Here is a 16,310-nt window from a genome sequence, read left to right on the forward strand (position 1 = left end):
TCAGCCGCGTAGATAGGTGAGCACGGCGAGCACCCGGCGGTGCTGCTCCTCGTCCGGCGGCAGGTCGAGCTTGGTGAAGATGTTCTTCACGTGCTTCTCCACGGCGCCGTCGGTGACCACCATGGTCTTGGCGATCGCGGTGTTCGACTTGCCCTCGGCCATCAGCGCCAGGACCTCGCGCTCCCGTTGCGTGAGCGAGTCCAGCGGCGCGCGGCCGCGACGGATCACCAACTGCGCCACCACCTCGGGGTCGAGCACGGTGGCACCGGTGGCCACCCGCGTGAGCGTGTCCAGGAAGTCGGCGACCTCCGCCACCCGGTCCTTGAGCAGGTATCCGATCGCGCCCACCCGGTCGGCCAGCAGATCGTCGGCGTAGGAGACCTCGACGTACTGCGACAGGACGAGGATCGGCGACCGGGGCACCAGCCGCCGGGCCCTGACCGAGGCCCGCAGCCCCTCGTCCGTGTGCGACGGCGGCATCCGCACGTCCACTATCGACACGTCCGGGCGGTGTTCGACGATCGCGTCCACCAGCGTCGGGCCGTCCGCGACCGCGGCCACGACCTGGTGCCCGTTCTCTTCGAGGAGGCGGATCAGGCCCTCCCGTAGCAGTACCGCGTCGTCCGCGACGACTATTCGCATGGCAACTCCGCTCGGATCTCGGTCGGCCCGCCGGCCGGGCTGGTGACGTGCAGCGTGCCACCCGCCGCCCGTACCCGGTCGGCCAGGCCCGTCAGCCCGTGGCCCTTGGACAGGTGTGCGCCGCCGATCCCGTCGTCGAGGATGGCCACCGTCAGCCGGCCCTCGGCCCGGCCGAGGTATACCGCTCCGGCCTGAGCCTGGCTGTGCTTGGCCAGGTTGGTCAGCGCCTCGGCGACCAGGAAATAGGCGGTGTTCTCCAAGATCGGGGCCAGCCGGCCGAGATCCTCCGGCACGCTCAGGGCCACCGGCACCGTGCTGCGCGAGGCGAGCGCGGCCAGGGCGCTGGGCAGGCCGCGGTCGGCCAGGATCGGCGGGGCGATGCCCCGGGACAGGGCGCGCAGTTCGTCGAGGGTCTCCCGGGTCTGGCCGAGCGCCTCGTCGATGGTGGCCCGGGCCGCCTCGGGGTTGATCTCCAGTTGCTGGCGGGCCCGGCCCAGATCCATGGCCAGCCGTACCAGCCGCTGCTGCGGCCCGTCGTGGATGTCGCGCTCCAGCCGGCGCAGCGCGGTGGCCTCCGCCGAGACCGCCGAGTCCCGCTGCTGTTCCAGGCCGCTGATCCGGTTCTGCACCTCGGCGATGCCGGTCAGCAGCGCCCGGGCGAACTGGGCCCGGATCACCGCCGTGATCCGGACCACGAGGGGCAGAGTGATCAGGAAGAACGCCCCGAGGACGGTGTACAGCCCGACCCGGTCGGACAGTCGGTCGGGCAGGCCGAGCAGGTCGTTGAGGTCCTGATCATTAGCGCCATCCGGGATGTACCGGGCCCAGATGGCCGAAGTCAGGCCCCCGAGCGCGACAGCCCACCAGGTGACGGTGAACACGAAACTGACCGTGTTCACGATCCACCCGAAGAACGCGTGCATCAGGTCGAGCCAGCCCTGGCCGTCGCGCAGCGAGGCGAAGACGCGCCGCCAGAACCCGGAGCCCTCCCGGGCGTGCCGGTACCTCGGGCGGGGCGCCGCCCGGTGGGTGACCGCCGGCAGCCGCAGCCGTTCGAGGTCGGCGAACCCCCGGGCGACGATCAGCGCCGCCACCATGATCGGGAGACCGATCACCGTGACCAGGGTGCCAACACCCAGCGCGAACAGCGGGAACGTCACGATGAGGCCAGCTAGGGCGATCGGGAAGCCGATGATCACGTACGCCGTGTCGGCGCCGATCTGGCGGACCATCCGGGTGAGGGCGTTCCCGGGTCGGGGGTGTGTCATGCATCGAACCTAGACACTGGCACCGGAATGCCCCATCCCGCGGGCCGCCGTTCCGTTGTTCGGGTTAACCCCACCGGCCAGCGGGTTGACCTGCGGTGGGAGCTTCCAAGATCGCGATTTGTGCACGTCTTCACGAGCGCCTACTCTGTAAACGCGGTGAGCCTCCTAGCACAGTCGACCATGGTCGACACGGCGGGGTTCCCAGCAGGCACGTACGGAGTGACGACGGGTGGCCGGCGGCGTCGCGGCAGCGACGCGTCCCCTCAGGCGACCTGGATCGAGAGGAAGACTTGAGTCAGCAGCGCAACGAGCGGCCGGGGGGAAGTGCTTCCCGCCCCGCGCGCTCGGCGGCCGGGCTGCCAGCCAACGGCTCGCCCGCCCATGGACTGTCCGATCGCGGGGCACCGCTCTCGGAGCTGCCGGACCTGCCCGAGGCCACCGTTGCCCGGCTTCCGGAGTACCTGCGGGCGCTGCACGTGCTCGCCGAGCGCGGCGACGACGTGGTGTCCAGCGAGGAGCTGGCCCACGCGGCCGGGGTGAACTCCGCCAAGCTGCGCAAGGACCTGTCCTATCTGCGCTCGAACGGCACCCGCGGCGTCGGGTACGACGTCGGGCAGCTGATCGACAAGATCGAACACGTGCTCGGGCTCAACCAGCACCGGGCGGTGGCGCTGGTCGGCGTCGGTAACCTCGGCCAGGCGCTCGCCGGCTATGGCGGCTTCGGTTCCCGGGGCTTCCATATCGCGGCACTCTTCGATGTCGATCCGGCCCGGATCGGGGACCGGATCGCGGGCCTGCCGGTGCGTCACATTGACGATCTTGCTGAGGTGGTCGCGCTCGAACGGATCGCGATAGCGGTGATCGCGACGCCCGCGCACGCCGCCCAGACAGTCACCGATGCCCTGGTCGACTGCGGGGTGACCAGCATCCTGAACTTCGCGCCGTGCGTGCTGTCCGTGCCCGAGAATGTGGACGTGCGCAAGGTCGATCTCGCGATCGAGCTGCAGATTCTCTCCTTCCACGAACACCGGAAGGCCACCCTGACGGCGTTGCCGGAGGCGATCAGCTGATGAATCTAGTGGTCGTCGGCGTCTCGTACCGTACGGCGCCGGTACCCGTGCTGGAGCGGCTCGCCGCGCCGCCGGTCGAGGTACCGGAGATCCTGGCGCAGTTGTTGGCCCAGCCGTTCATCGGCGAGGCGCTGATGCTGTCGACCTGCAACCGGATCGAGGTCTATGCCGGGGTGTCGGCGTTCCACGGCGGGCTGAGCGACATCGTCTCGGTACTGGCGCCCCGGGCCGGTTCGACCCCCGCGGAGCTGGCGCCCTACGCGTACGTGCACTACGACGCCGAGGCGGTCCGGCACGCGTACCGGGTGGCCACCGGCCTGGACTCCATGGTGATCGGCGAGGCGCAGATCCTCGGCCAGCTGCGCGACGCGTACGCGGTGGCGGCGGAGCACGACGCGACCGGCCGGCTGCTGCACGAGCTGATGCAGCAGGCGCTGCGGGTCGGCAAGCGGGCGCATGCCGAGACCGGGATCGACCGGGCCGGCCAGAGCGTGGTCTCGGCGGCACTCAACCTGGCCGCCGCGGTCGGCTCGACCGGCCCCGACGAGGCCACGCTGGCCGGACGCTCGGCGCTCGTCGTCGGGGCCGGTGCGATGGGCTCGCTGGCCCTGGCCACCCTGCGTCGAGCCGGGGCGGGGCCGCTCTACGTGACCAACCGGAGCGCCGAGCGGGCCGCCCGGCTCGCCGAGCTCTACGACGCGGCCGCGCGACCCGAGCTCGACTTGTCCAATGTGGACCTCGTGGTCTCGGCCACCGCCTCGTCCGGCCACGTCATCACCGCGGCCGACGTGACCGGCCCGGTCACCATCGTGGACCTCGCGGTGCCCCGGGATGTCGCCCCGGAGGTGGCCGACCTGCCCGGGGTCGAGGTGATCGACATCGAGCGGCTCGGGACCGCTCTGGCGGCGGACGGCGGCCTGACCGCGGACACGGCCGCGGTCGCGGACATCGTCGAGGTCGAGGTCGAGGCGTTCCTGGCCTGGCTGCGCAGCTCCGATGTGGCGCCGACGGTGGCCGCCCTGCGGGCCCGAGCAGACGAGGTAGTCGCCGCCGAGCTGCGCAGGCTGTCCCAGCGCCGCACGGAGTTGACCGACGAGCAGCGGGCCGAGGTGGCGCGTACTATCCACCGGGTCGTGCAGCGCCTGCTGCACCAGCCGACCGTGCGGGTCCGGGAACTGGCGGCCGGGCCGGGCGGCGACCGGTATGCCGCCCTGCTGCGTGAATTGTTCGACTTGGACGTGCCGTCATCCGGCGCGGTGAACGGGGTTCCGGAGGTCGAATCGTGAGCATCCGCCTCGGAACCAGGGGCAGCACGCTCGCCGTGAGGCAGTCGCGCATGGTCGCCGACGCGTTGGCCGAGGCCAGCGGTCAGGACGTCGAGCTGGTCGAGATCAGCACCGCTGGCGACCGCTCCACCGCTCCGGTGGCCGCGTTGGGCGTCGGGGTGTTCGTCTCCGCGCTGCGCGACGCGCTCGCCGCCAAGGAGATCGACCTGGCGGTGCACTCCTACAAGGATCTGCCGACGGCGCCCGCCGACGGCCTGGTGATCGCGGCTACCCCGCTGCGCGAGGATCCGCGCGACGCGCTGGTCGCCCGGGACGGGCTGACCCTGGCCGAGATGCCGGCCGGCGCCCGGATTGGTACGGGTGCGGTGCGGCGGATCGCCCAGTTGCACTCCCTCGGGCTGCCCATCGAGATCGTGCCGATCCGCGGCAACGTGGATACCCGGCTGCGCAAGGTCGCGTCCGGCGAGCTCGACGGCGTGGTCGTGGCGCGGGCCGGGCTGGTCAGGCTCGGCCGGGCCAATGAAGTGACGGAGATCCTCGACCCGGGGCAGATGCTGCCGTCGCCCGCGCAGGGCGTGCTGGCCATCGAGTGCCGGGTGGACGATCCCGACCTGTTCGACGCGCTCCGCGCGCTCGATCACGCCCCAACCCGGGCGGCGGTCGACGCGGAGCGTGCGCTGCTCGCCACGCTGGAAGCGGGCTGCAGCGCCCCCGTCGCCGGTCTCGCCGAGATCGTCGAGCACGGCCAGACGGATCCGGCCGGGGAGATATACCTGCGCGGTGCGGTGCTGAGTCCGGACGGGCGTGTCGCCCTCCGACTGTCCCGTACCGGGACGCTCGCCGACGCGTCCACGGTTGGCCGCCTATTGGCGGAGGAGCTGTTGGGCGCCGGCGCCAACGAAGTACTGGGAGTACAGCAATGACGCGGACCCGAAAGTCCACCGGGCATATCAGCTTTGTCGGGGCCGGCCCCGGCGACCCCGGCCTGCTCACCCGCCGCGCCCATGACGCCTTGGCCTCGGCCGACCAGGTCGTCTACGACCGGGGCGTATCCGAGGTCATGCTCGGAGCGATCCGTGAGCTGGCGCCGCAGGAGGCGGAGTTCTCACCCGCCGAGGGCGCGTCCGGTGACGTGGCCAAGGTACTGCTCTCCGCGGCCCGGTCCGGGCTGCACGGGGTGCACCTCGTGGCCGGAGACCCGTTCGGCCACGAGTCGGTGGTCCGGGAGGTGCAGGCGGTCGCCAGGACCGCGGTGCCGTTCGAGGTGGTGCCGGGCATCGCGCAGGCGGCCGGGGTGGCCACCTACGCCGGCATCCCGCTGACCGGGGTGCGTACCTCGGCCGACATCGACGACATCGGCGCGGTCGACTTCGAGGCGCTCGCCGCGGCGGCCGGCCGTGGCGCGGTCGCGGTCGCGGTCGAGGCCGGCGAACTCGGCACGGTGCGCGACGGCCTGCTGGCGGCCGGCATCGACCCGCAGACCCCGGTCGCGGTCACCGGCGACGGCACCGGTGAGACGCAGTACACCTCGACGTCCACAGTGGACAGCATGGTCGCCGCCGCGCTCGGCTTCAGCGGCCGGGTGGTGCTCTCCGTGGGCACGGGTACCGCCCAGCGGGACAAGCTGGGCTGGTGGGAGAGCCGCCCGCTGTACGGCTGGAAGGTGCTGGTACCGCGCACCAAGGAGCAGGCCGGTGTGATGAGCGAGCGGCTGCGCGCCTACGGCGCCATCCCGTGCGAGGTGCCGACCATCGCGGTCGAGCCGCCCCGCACCCCGGCGCAGATGGAGCGGGCGATCAAGGGCCTGGTGGACGGCCGGTACGCCTGGGTGATCTTCACCTCGGTCAACGCCGTCCGCGCGGTCTGGGAGAAGTTCGCCGAGCACGGCCTGGACGCCCGGCACTTCGGCGGCGTGAAGATCGCCTGTATCGGTGAGGCGACCGCCAGCGCCGTGCGGGCCTTCGGCATCCAGCCCGAGCTGGTGCCGGCCGGCGAGCAGTCCAGTGAGGGCCTGCTCGCCGAGTTCTCGCCACACGACGAGATCCTCGACCCGGTGGGTCGGGTGCTGCTGCCGCGCGCCGACATCGCCACCGAGACGCTGGCCGCCGGCCTGACCGAGCGCGGTTGGGAGGTCGACGACGTCACCGCGTACCGGACCGTCCGGGCCGCGCCGCCGCCCGCCGACATCCGCGACGCCATCAAGTCGGGCGGCTTCGACGCGGTGCTGTTCACCTCGTCCTCGACCGTTCGCAACCTGGTCGGCATCGCCGGTAAGCCGCACACCCGCACGGTGGTCGCGGTGATCGGGCCCAAGACGGCCGAGACCGCCGTCGAGTTCGGCCTGCGGGTGGACGTCCAGCCGCAGCATGCCTCGGTGCCCGACCTGGTCGAGGAGCTTGCCACGTACGCGGTCGAGCTGCGGGAGAAGCTGGCCGCCATGCCGGCCAAGCAGCGCCGCGGCTCCAAGGTGCAGGGTCCGACGGCGCTGCGATTCAGGTGAGGCGGCCATGACCTATCCAGATGTTCGTCCGCGTCGGCTGCGCCGCACGCCGGCCATGCGTCGCCTGGTCAGCGAGACCGAGCTCGCGCCGCGCCAGCTCATCCTGCCGATGTTCGTGCGGGAGGGGCTGACCGAGCCGCGGCCGATCTCCACGCTGCCCGGGGTGGTGCAGCACTCGCGCGAGTCGCTGCGCAAGGCCGCGGCCGAGGCGGTCGCGGCCGGGGTGGGCGGAATCATGCTGTTCGGGGTGCCGGAGCGGCGCGACGAGGTCGGCTCCGGGGGTACCGATCCGGACGGCATCCTCAACGTCGCCATCCGGGACGTCATCGCCGAGGTCGGTGACTCCACGGTCGTGATGGGCGACCTGTGCCTCGACGAGTTCACCTCGCACGGCCACTGCGGGGTCCTGGCGCCTGACGGCAGCGTGGACAACGACGCCACCCTGATCCGGTACGGCGAAATGGCGGTGGAGCAGGCCGCCTCCGGGGTACACGTGGTGGGCCCGTCCGGCATGATGGACGGCCAGGTCGGGTTCGTTCGGCACGCGCTCGACGAGGCCGGGTACGCCGACGTGGCCATCCTCGCCTACACCGTGAAGTACGCGTCGGCGCTGTACGGGCCGTTCCGCGAGGCGGTGGAGTCGACGCTGGTCGGTGACCGCCGCTCCTACCAGCAGGATCCCGCGAACGCGCGGGAGGCGTTGCGGGAGGCGGCCCTGGACATCGCCGAGGGCGCCGACATGGTGATGGTCAAGCCGGCCCTGCCGTACCTCGACGTGCTCGCCGCCATCGCGTCCGCCGTGGATGTTCCGGTCTCGGCGTACCAGATCTCGGGCGAGTACGCGATGGTTGAGGCGGCCGCGGCAAACGGCTGGCTGGAGCGGGATCGGGTCATCCTGGAGACGTTGACCTCGATCCGCCGGGCCGGCGCACAGACGATCCTCACCTACTGGGCGGTGGAGGCGGCGCAGCTGCTGCGCGCCGCCTACTGATCCGTCCGCTCCCCGCACCGCGCGTCCATCACCCGATATCCGCTGGTAGCGGTGGGTCGATGGTCGCGGGTCAGGGTGTGGCCAGGTGCAGCACCCGGAACAGGTCCGCCACGTCGGCCTCGTATTCGCGCCATTGCCGGTCCGGCAGGAAGCCCAGTTCCGCGTTCACCTTGAGCATCGGCTCGTTCTCGAAGGCGTTCCAGGTCTGCACCTCGGTGAGGCGCGGCTCCGCCGAGCGCAGCTCGAACAGCATCCGTGCCTTGATGGCCCTGCCCAGCCCGTATCCGCGGTGGGCCGGCACGACGATCGTGTCGTACTGGTCGGCGCGGCTGGGGCGCTGGGCCGGCACCACGACCTCGGTCAGGCCGGCCACCTTCCCGGTCCGCTCGTGGATGCCGAGCACGATGTAGGGCTTGAGGCCACGTGCGTGCAGGGTGGTCAGGCTGGCCCGCAGGCGCCCGGGGTCGTAGGAGCTTGGGCGCAGTTCCAGGTCGCTGAACTCATAGGATTCGCGAACAATCTCCTTCGCCTCGGCGTACGCCTCGTAGAGCTCCTCCGGCGGGCCGCCGGGGTAGTACTCGATGCGGTAGCCGGAGCTGACCCCGCCGGCCATCTCTCCGAGCCGCATCCAGTCGACGCTCGACAGCTTGAGTACGTTGCGAATCTCGACATAAGCGCAGCTGAACCCGTGGCGCTCGTAGAAATCGATGGCGGGGGTGTCGCCGATGGCCTCGGCGCCGACCGAGGTGAAACCCTCGCTGTAGGCCCGGCGAATCACGGCACCGAGCAGTTCGCGCCCCAGCCCGCCGCGGCGAGCCTTGGGGTGCACGACCACCTCGACCACGCCGATGTCGCCCAGCAACAGGATGTTGGCCTCGCCGAGCACCGGTTCGCCACGGGCGGCGGCGCCGGGGCTCGACTCCGCCAACCAGCACACTCGCCGCTCACCGGGCATAGTGACGGCAAGGTATTCGCGGAACGCGTCGACCCGCCATTGTGGATCTTCGGGAAGATCGACAGACTGCGCTGCGTTGAGTGTGGCCAGAACGGCTTCGATCTCAACGGACGGCGCGGTTCGGGGATCCCACTCGCGTACCATCACCGCTCTAGCTTGCCGACAATCGGGAGTCGGCGAAAGTAGTTGTTCCGGCGATTCTTCGGGTTGCCGGAAAGTTGTCCACGTCAGATCACGCCTCGGCTGTGAATTCCGTAGTCGTTGGCCGCGGTGAACACATTCTCCGCGTAGGACTGTAGGGCGTTGTAGGACAGAATCGCGGCCCACCAATCGCCGGGCTTCGAAAGGTCGCGGCCGCCCGCGCAGAGATAGTTGGCGGCGGCGAGCGCAGCGTCATTGATGTCGTTGGGATCCGCGGTCCCGTCCTGGTCCGCGTCGACCTGGTACCTGTTCCAGGTGCTCGGCACGAACTGCATGGGTCCGACGGCGCGGTCGTAGACGCTGTCGCCGTCGTACTGACCGTGGTCGGTGTCCGTGATCTTGGCGCGGTTCCCGTTGCCGTCCAGGGGCAGGCCGATGATGGGTGGCACCGCCTTGCCGCTGCTCAGCAGCTCGGCGCCGTTCGCGCGGCCGTGGTTGGACTCCACCTTGCCGATGCCGGCCAGGGTGGTCCAGGTCAGATGGCAGGCGGGCTCACTCTGCTGCTCCGACAGCTGGGCGTACCCGTACGCCTGCAACGCCACGATCGGGATGCTGAGCGTCGTGGAGAGCGGGCCCGCCCATCCGACCAACGCGTCCTGCGGTTGGGCCGGGGCGGTGGGCCCCTCGGTCGGCACGTCGGTCATGCCGGGCAGCGACGTGTCGGTCGGATCGGGCTCGGTCGGCACACCCAGCTGCGGACCCCCGGCCTGGGCCGGGTCGGTGTCCTGAGCGCCGCCGGACGGCACGGGCAGCGGCTGGTTGGGCGCGGTCGCCGGAACCAGATATCCGCCGGCGCTGCCCGCCACGGCCAGCAGGGCGGCCAGTGCCAGGGCCGGGAGCGCGAAGCGCCCGCTCGGGCGTAGCGCCCACCGCTGGGTCGCCCGGCCGGTGGCGATGGCGGCTCGCCCGATGTGCCGTCCCACGACGAACACCCAGCTCAGCCGCGGTCGTCGGTGGCGGGCGGGATCGGGAGGGGTCGCTGGGCGCAGCGCGGGTGGGGAGGCCTGGTCCGTGCCGGTCACAAGGTGAGTATCGCACCCGTTCCGGTGTGGCCGCAGCCGTCGTAACCTGTGAACATGCCGAGATACGAGTATCGGTGCCGCGCCTGCGGTGACACGTTCGAGCTGACCCGGCCGATGGAGCAGTCGGCCGCGCCCGCACGCTGTCCCGACGGGCATGACGACACGGTCAAGCTTCTCTCCACCGTTTCGGTAGCGGGCCGGGCCTCCTCCGCGGCGCGCCCCCCGGCGTCAGGTGGGTGCTGCGGCGGCGCCTGCGGGTGCTAGCTTTTTGACCGCCTCGCGCGATCCGTGAGGCACGCGCGAGTCGATGGCGGCGCATCCCTCGCGGCCGGACGGGGACCATGCCCGGCTGGTCGGCCGACCCGAAGTGACCTTGTAGACCGCAACTCGGCCTGGTGGTCGTCGTTACGTCAGCCGTAGCACTCCCACGTTTCTCCGCTCGTTGAATCCCCCGTGCCATGATCCGGATTCAAGGCTCGACCTTGAGCCGATCCGTGCCGGACCGTTTCTCCGATGCGGTCGCTTCGGAGGGTGCGTCAGCATGAGGCACGACTTCCAGGGGGCGGAGGTTCAGGCGTGTCGGAACGGATTCACCTGCCAAGTGGCCTGGTGACATTCCTCTTCACCGACATCGAAGGGTCGACGCGGTTGGCCCAGATGCTCGGTGCGGGGTACCCGCCGGTCCTGAACCAGCACCGCAGGCTTCTCCGCGACACCCTGGCCTCCTGCGCCGGCACGCCGCTGTTCGCCGAGGGCGATTCGCTGTTCGTCGCGTTCGGAGACGCCGGCGACGCGCTGCACGCCTGCGGCGAGGCGCAGCGCGCCCTGGCCGTGCACGACTGGCCCACCCCGGAGGCCCGGCCGCAGGTGCGGATGGGGCTGCACACCGGGTACGCCGAGCCGATGGGTGACGAGTACACCAGCCCCGAGGTGCACCGGGCGGCCCGGATCGCATCGGCCGCGCACGGCGGTCAGGTGGTCTGCTCGGCGTCGACTGCCCGGCACGCCGGCCAGCTCGCCGAACAGTCCTGGCTGCTGGACCTGGGCCTGCACCGGCTGCGCGGGTTCGACGACCGGGAGCGGCTCTTCCAGCTCATCGCCCCCGGGCTGCACCGGCAGTTCCCGCGGCCGCGCACGCTCGACGCGACCCCGCACAACCTGCCCGGTACGGTCACCAACTTCGTCGGCCGGGCCACCGAGCAGGACGAGTTGGCCGCGCTGGTCGAACGGCACCGGCTGGTCACCGTGGTGGGGCCGGGCGGCTCTGGCAAGACGCGGCTGGCCGTCGAGGTCGCCTCCACCCGGGTGGATGCCTACCCGGACGGGGTGTGGTTCGTCGACCTGGCCTCGGTCACCGACCCGGGGCTCGTGGCGGTGACGGTGGCGGCCAACCTGGGGCTGCGCCCGGAGCCCGGGCGCGCGGTCGTGGACACCATCGCCGACTACGCGACCAGCCGGCGGTTCCTGCTCGTCCTGGACACCTGCGACGCGCAGCCGGGCGCGGCCGCGATGGTCGTCGGCCGGCTGCTGTCCGGCAGCCGGGGCGCGCAGGTGCTGGCGACCAGCCGGGAGCCTCTCGGGCTGGCCGGCGAGGTGGTGTGGCGGATCCCACCGCTGTCCCTGGAGCCCGACCGCGACGGCGGCCCCGGCGACGCGGTGGCGCTGCTGCTCGACCGCGCCACCGCGGCCCACGGCGGCAAGCGACCGGCGGGCGCCGAGCTGGAGCAGCTGTGCCGGGTGGCGTACCGGCTCGAAGGGCTGCCGCTGGCGCTGGAGCTGGCCGCCGCCAGGCTGCGGGTGTTGACCGCGGGCGAGCTGGTGAACCGGCTCGACGATGTTGTGTCCACATTGGACGCCGGATTGTCCATGGTGGACACCGTGTCGCTGAACGGCGGTGCGGCCCTGCGGCACGCCACCCTGCAGGCCACCGTCACCTGGTCGTACCGCACCCTCGCACCGCGGGCGGCCCGGCTGCTGCGGTGGCTGGCCGTCTTCGCCGACCAGGTGGACCTTCCGGCCATCGAGTGGCTGCTGGGCGAGGATCCGCTGGACGTGCTCGCGATCCTGGTGGACAAGTCGCTGGTACAGGCGCAGCCGACGGCGTCCGGCACGACGTACCGGATGCTCGGTCCGATCCGGGCGTACGCGGCGCGCCGGCTCGCCGAGGCGGGCGAGGAGCGGGTCGCGCGCAACCGGCACGTGGCCTGGTGCCTGCACGCACTCGAACGGGCCCATCAGGGTCCGGATCGGCGGCCCGTCACGCTGTCCCTGTTCGCCATCGATCCGCTCGCCGACGAACTGCGCGCCGCGCTGCGGTGGAGCGCGAACGAGGGCAGCGCCCGGCAGGGGCTGCACATCGTCGGCGGGCTCGACCAGTGGTGGCGCGAGCGCGGGCTGGCCCGCGAGGGGCGGCTGTGGCTGTTCCGGCTGTACGAGCGGATCGCGCTCACCGGCGAGGAGATCCCCGAGGCCGAGCTGGCCGTCGCGTACCACACGCACGCGCTGCACGCGGGTGCCGATGGGGAGTACGCCGAGGAACTGCGCTTTTCCCAGCGGGCCGAGGCGTACGCGCTGCGTGCCGGGGACCACGCCCTCGTGGCGCGGGCGCTGTCCGGGCGGGGTTCGCCGCTGCGCAGTATCGGCAGTCCCAACGAGGCCGAGGCGGCCTGCCGCGAACTGATCGGCTGGGCGCACGAGCGGGACGTGGTCGGGGAGGCGCTGCCCGCCGTGTACTGCCTCGCGCAGATCCTGTGGGAGCGTGGCGCCCTGGACGAGGCCGCCGACCTGCTCGGCGCGGCCCGTCCCGTGGAGGCCGGGCGGCCCATCGAGCGGGGCCGGCGCACCGTCGACATGATCCTGGGCATGGTCGCGCTCGCCCGTCGCGACCTGATCGCGGCGCACGACCACCTGGCCGTCGCGCTGCGCTCCCGGATGGGCTACGGCTTCCACTCCTGCGCGGTGGAGACCATCAACGGCTTCGCGGTGCGCTGCGCGTTGGGGGACGACGGGCTCACCGCCGCCCGGCTGTTCGGCGCGGCCCAGGCCGCCCGGGCGCTGCTGCCGGATGTGGCGAGGATCTACGGCGGGTACTGGGCGGAGCAGCAGAGCCGGCTGCGCGCGGCGTTGGGCGACGCGACGTTCGACTCCGCGTACGCCGAGGGCGCCGCGCTCACCCTGGAGGAGGCGGCCAAGGTCGCGCTCGCCGTGCGGCACCCGGATCTGGAGGCCGGTTCGGAGCGCTTCACCGAGACCGACCGGTGCCTCGACGGCGACCGCTACGCCGAGACCGACCGGCGCACCGGTCCGGCGCAGCTGCCCGCCCGCGACGTCGACTCCCGGGCGTCCTGACCCTCACGGTCATCGCCGCGCCGGATACTCAACCGCCCCGGCGACCCGATCAACGGGTCGCCGGGGCGGTCTGCGTCTACCGGGCCGTGGCCGCTAGAGGATCGTCCAGGTGTCACCGGAGCCGAGCAGCGCGCCCAACTCCTCGTCGAGGCCGCGGGTGAGCTTGCTCTGCGCGGTCGCGACCTGCTCACGGACCACCGTGTCGTACGCCGGCCGTTCCACCGAGCGGAACAGTCCGATCGGGGTGTGCCGCAGGTCGAGGTCGGGCAGCCGGGACAGGGCGAAGGCGTAGGCCGGGTCCTTGACGGTCGCGTCGTGCACCAGGATGTGCGACGGGTCGGTCTCCGCGGTCCGCTCGACCGACAGCCCGAAGCCGCCGGGCGGGTGAACGACGCACCACTGCCCGTCGGCCCCGAAGGTGACCGGCTTGCCGTGCTCCAGCCGGATCAGGAAGTCGTCCCGGGTGGCCGGCTCCTTGAGCACGTCGAACGCGCCGTCGTTGAAGATGTTGCAGTTCTGGTAGATCTCGATGAACGCCGAGCCCTCGTGCTGCGAGGCCGCCCGCAGCACCGACTGCAGGTGCTTGCGGTCCGAGTCGATGGTCCGGGCCACGAACGACGCCTCGGCGCCGAGCGCGAGCGAGATCGGATTGAAGGGCGAGTCCGCGGAGCCGACCGGGGTCGACTTCGTGATCTTGCCAACCTCCGAGGTGGGCGAGTACTGGCCCTTGGTCAGCCCGTAGATCTTGTTGTTGAACAGCAGGATCTTCAGGTTGACGTTGCGCCGCAGCGCGTGGATCAGGTGGTTGCCACCGATCGACAGCGCGTCGCCGTCGCCGGTGACCACCCACACCGACAGGTCGGGCCGGGACACCGACAGGCCGGTGGCGATCGCCGGGGCGCGGCCGTGGATGGAGTGCATCCCGTAGGTGTTCATGTAGTACGGGAACCGGGACGAGCAGCCGATGCCAGAGATGAAGACGATCCGCTCGCGCGGGATGCCCAGCTCGGGCATGAACGACTGGACAGCGGCCAGGATCGCATAGTCACCGCAGCCCGGGCACCAGCGCACCTCCTGGTCGGACTTGAAGTCCTTCGCGGAGAGCTTGATCGATACCGATTCAGACATTCTTCACGACTTCTTCCAACATCGTCTCCAGCTCGGCCGCCGTGAACGGCAGGCCGCGGACCTGGTTGTAACCGATCACGTCGATCAGGTAGCGAGCCCGGATCACGTGGGCCAGCTGACCCAGGTTCATCTCCGGGATGACCACCTTGTCGTACCGCTTGAGCACCTCGCCGAGGTTGCGCGGCATCGGCGAGAGGTGCCGCAGGTGGGCCTGGGCGATCGCCTGCCCCCGCTGCCGCAGGGCGCGGCAGGCGGCACCGATCGGGCCGTAGGTGGAGCCCCAGCCGAGGACCAGCACCTGGGCGTCGCCGTTCGGGTCCTCGACCTCCAGGTCGGGCACCTCGATGGCCTCGATGCGCGCGGCCCGGGTGCGCACCATGAAGTCGTGGTTGGCCGGGTCGTACGAGATGTCCCCGGTCTTGTCCGCCTTCTCCAGGCCGCCGATCCGGTGCTCCAACCCGGGGGTACCGGGGATCGCCCACGGCCGGGCCAGGGTCTTCGGGTCACGCAGGTACGGCAGGAACTCGCCGGACGGCCCGTTGGGCTCGGTGGCGAACTCGACCGACAGGTCGGGCAGGTCGGCGACCTCCGGCAGCAGCCAGGGCTCCGAGCCGTTGGCGATGTACCCGTCGGAGAGCAGGATCACCGGGGTCCGGTAGGTCAGCGCGATCCGGGCCGCGTCCAGCGCCGCGTAGAAGCAGTCGGACGGCGACTTCGGCGCGATGACCGCCACCGGGGCCTCACCGTGCCGGCCGAACAACGCCATGTTCAGGTCGGCCTGCTCGGTCTTGGTCGGCATGCCCGTGGACGGTCCGGCGCGCTGCACGTCGATGATGAGCAGCGGCAGCTCGAGCGCGACCGCGAGGGAGATCGTCTCGCCCTTCAGCGCGACGCCGGGGCCGCTGGTCGAGGTGATGCCCAGCGCGCCGCCGTAGGAGGCGCCCAGCGCCACGCCGATGGCGGCGATCTCATCCTCGGCCTGCACGGTGGTCACGTCGAACCGCTTGTGCTTGGACAGCTCGTGCAGGACGTCCGAGGCCGGAGTGATCGGGTACGCGCCCAGCACCACCGGCCGGCCCGACCGCACCCCCGCGGCCACCACGCCCAGCGCCAGCGCCGCGTTGCCGGTGATGTTGCGGTAGTTGCCGGGTGGCATCTTGGCCGGCTTGACCTCGTAGCGCACCGAGAAGTCCTCGGTCGTCTCGCCGAAGTTCCAGCCGGCCTTGAACGCCGCGATGTTCGCCGCCACCAACTCCGGACGGGCGGCGAACTTGCGCTCCAGGAAGGAGAGCGTCGACTCGTACGGCCGGGAGTACATCCAGGAGAGCAGGCCCAGGGCGAACATGTTCTTGGCCCGCTCGGCGTCCTTCTTGGACACGTCGAGGTCGGCCAGGGCGCGGACGGTCATGCTGGTCAGGCCGACGGGGTGAACCGCGTAGCCCTCCAGCGACCCGTCCTCCAGCGGGTTGGCGGCGTATCCGACCTTGGTCAGATTCCGGTTGGTGAACTCATCGGTGTTGACGATGATGTCCGCCCCGCCCGGCAGGTCACGCAGGTTGGCCTTGAGCGCGGCCGGGTTCATCGCCACCAGCACGTTCGGCGCGTCGCCGGGGGTGAGGATGTCGAAGTCGGCGAAGTGCACCTGGAAGCTGGACACCCCGGGCAGGGTGCCAGCGGGTGCCCGGATCTCCGCGGGGAAGTTGGGCAACGTCGATATGTCGTTGCCCAGCTGAGCGGTCTCGGAAGTAAACCGGTCACCGGTGAGCTGCATACCGTCGCCGGAATCGCCGGCGAACCGGATGACCACCCGATCCAGTTGGCGGACCTGCTTGGTCACGGGAAGGGACCTCCTCGCGGCGGGCCATGCGTGTGCGGGTGCGCAACGCCGTTGTAGCCGGG

The 16,310-nt window shown here is 71.4% G+C and carries 13 protein-coding genes; 7 read left to right on the forward strand and 6 right to left on the reverse strand.

Annotation, left to right across the window (positions count from 1 at the left end; genetic code table 11):
• Window positions 1–642: a response regulator transcription factor gene (locus ABEA87_RS01870; RefSeq protein WP_345625391.1), complete on the reverse strand. Its 642-nt coding sequence runs from the start codon at window positions 640–642 to the stop codon at window positions 1–3.
• Window positions 633–1,910 (reverse strand): sensor histidine kinase, encoded by a 1,278-nt coding sequence (locus tag ABEA87_RS01875; protein ID WP_345625393.1) that lies wholly within the window; start codon window positions 1,908–1,910, stop codon window positions 633–635. Before ABEA87_RS01875 ends, ABEA87_RS01870 begins: the two co-directional genes overlap by 10 nt.
• Window positions 1,911–2,296: 386 nt before the next feature.
• Between ABEA87_RS01875 and ABEA87_RS01880 the strand changes: the two genes are divergently transcribed.
• From ABEA87_RS01880 to hemB, 5 genes are read left to right on the forward strand one after another with little or no spacing between them, the layout of a single operon-like run.
• Window positions 2,297–2,980, forward strand: coding sequence for a redox-sensing transcriptional repressor Rex (locus tag ABEA87_RS01880; protein WP_345625762.1), 684 nt, complete (start codon window positions 2,297–2,299; stop codon window positions 2,978–2,980).
• Window positions 2,980–4,266: a glutamyl-tRNA reductase gene (locus ABEA87_RS01885; RefSeq protein WP_345625394.1), complete on the forward strand. Its 1,287-nt coding sequence runs from the start codon at window positions 2,980–2,982 to the stop codon at window positions 4,264–4,266. The genes ABEA87_RS01880 and ABEA87_RS01885 overlap by 1 nt, the downstream gene beginning before the upstream one ends.
• Complete coding sequence (hemC, locus tag ABEA87_RS01890) at window positions 4,263–5,189, forward strand: hydroxymethylbilane synthase (RefSeq protein WP_345625396.1); 927 nt, start codon at window positions 4,263–4,265, stop codon at window positions 5,187–5,189. The genes ABEA87_RS01885 and hemC overlap by 4 nt, the downstream gene beginning before the upstream one ends.
• Complete coding sequence (locus tag ABEA87_RS01895) at window positions 5,186–6,766, forward strand: bifunctional uroporphyrinogen-III C-methyltransferase/uroporphyrinogen-III synthase (RefSeq protein ID WP_345625397.1); 1,581 nt, start codon at window positions 5,186–5,188, stop codon at window positions 6,764–6,766. The genes hemC and ABEA87_RS01895 overlap by 4 nt, the downstream gene beginning before the upstream one ends.
• A 7-nt stretch (window positions 6,767–6,773) precedes the next feature.
• Window positions 6,774–7,757 carry a porphobilinogen synthase gene (gene hemB / locus ABEA87_RS01900; RefSeq protein WP_345625398.1) on the forward strand — a complete coding sequence of 328 codons (984 nt, stop codon included), beginning with the start codon at window positions 6,774–6,776 and terminating at the stop codon, window positions 7,755–7,757.
• Between the two features lie 70 nt (window positions 7,758–7,827).
• On the opposite strand, the gene ABEA87_RS01905 is transcribed toward hemB, so the two are convergent.
• Window positions 7,828–8,856 carry a GNAT family N-acetyltransferase gene (locus ABEA87_RS01905; RefSeq protein ID WP_345625764.1) on the reverse strand — a complete coding sequence of 343 codons (1,029 nt, stop codon included), beginning with the start codon at window positions 8,854–8,856 and terminating at the stop codon, window positions 7,828–7,830.
• Window positions 8,857–8,939: 83 nt separating this feature from the next.
• A complete protein-coding gene (locus tag ABEA87_RS01910; RefSeq protein WP_345625400.1) occupies window positions 8,940–9,935 on the reverse strand; it encodes a lytic transglycosylase domain-containing protein in 996 nt (331 codons plus the stop codon).
• Between the two features lie 54 nt (window positions 9,936–9,989).
• Between ABEA87_RS01910 and ABEA87_RS01915 the strand changes: the two genes are divergently transcribed.
• Window positions 9,990–10,199: an FmdB family zinc ribbon protein gene (locus ABEA87_RS01915; protein ID WP_345625402.1), complete on the forward strand. Its 210-nt coding sequence runs from the start codon at window positions 9,990–9,992 to the stop codon at window positions 10,197–10,199.
• A 312-nt stretch (window positions 10,200–10,511) separates the two neighbouring features.
• Window positions 10,512–13,283: an ATP-binding protein gene (locus ABEA87_RS01920; protein WP_345625403.1), complete on the forward strand. Its 2,772-nt coding sequence runs from the start codon at window positions 10,512–10,514 to the stop codon at window positions 13,281–13,283.
• Window positions 13,284–13,376: 93 nt separating this feature from the next.
• Here ABEA87_RS01920 and ABEA87_RS01925 read toward each other — a convergent pair whose 3' ends face one another.
• On the reverse strand, window positions 13,377–14,411 hold the full coding sequence (locus ABEA87_RS01925) for a 2-oxoacid:ferredoxin oxidoreductase subunit beta (protein WP_345625405.1): 1,035 nt from the start codon (window positions 14,409–14,411) through the stop codon (window positions 13,377–13,379).
• A complete protein-coding gene (locus tag ABEA87_RS01930) occupies window positions 14,404–16,248 on the reverse strand; it encodes a 2-oxoacid:acceptor oxidoreductase subunit alpha (protein ID WP_345625407.1) in 1,845 nt (614 codons plus the stop codon). Before ABEA87_RS01930 ends, ABEA87_RS01925 begins: the two co-directional genes overlap by 8 nt.
• Between the last annotated feature and the right edge of the window lie 62 nt (window positions 16,249–16,310).

The organism is Rugosimonospora acidiphila (assembly GCF_039543385.1).
Taxonomy (GTDB): Bacteria; Actinomycetota; Actinomycetes; order Mycobacteriales; family Micromonosporaceae; genus Rugosimonospora; species Rugosimonospora acidiphila.

Excerpts from the sequence above, each read along its gene's own strand:
- ABEA87_RS01870 (WP_345625391.1), bottom strand. The coding sequence starts at position 642 with ATGCGAATAGTCGTCGCGGACGACGCGGTACTGCTACGGGAGGGCCTG.
- ABEA87_RS01875 (WP_345625393.1), bottom strand. The coding sequence starts at position 1,910 with ATGACACACCCCCGACCCGGGAACGCCCTCACCCGGATGGTCCGCCAG.
- ABEA87_RS01885 (WP_345625394.1), top strand. The coding sequence starts at position 2,980 with ATGAATCTAGTGGTCGTCGGCGTCTCGTACCGTACGGCGCCGGTACCC.
- ABEA87_RS01895 (WP_345625397.1), top strand. The coding sequence starts at position 5,186 with ATGACGCGGACCCGAAAGTCCACCGGGCATATCAGCTTTGTCGGGGCC.
- hemB (WP_345625398.1), top strand. The coding sequence starts at position 6,774 with ATGACCTATCCAGATGTTCGTCCGCGTCGGCTGCGCCGCACGCCGGCC.
- ABEA87_RS01905 (WP_345625764.1), bottom strand. The coding sequence starts at position 8,856 with ATGGTACGCGAGTGGGATCCCCGAACCGCGCCGTCCGTTGAGATCGAA.
- ABEA87_RS01915 (WP_345625402.1), top strand. The coding sequence starts at position 9,990 with ATGCCGAGATACGAGTATCGGTGCCGCGCCTGCGGTGACACGTTCGAG.
- ABEA87_RS01925 (WP_345625405.1), bottom strand. The coding sequence starts at position 14,411 with ATGTCTGAATCGGTATCGATCAAGCTCTCCGCGAAGGACTTCAAGTCC.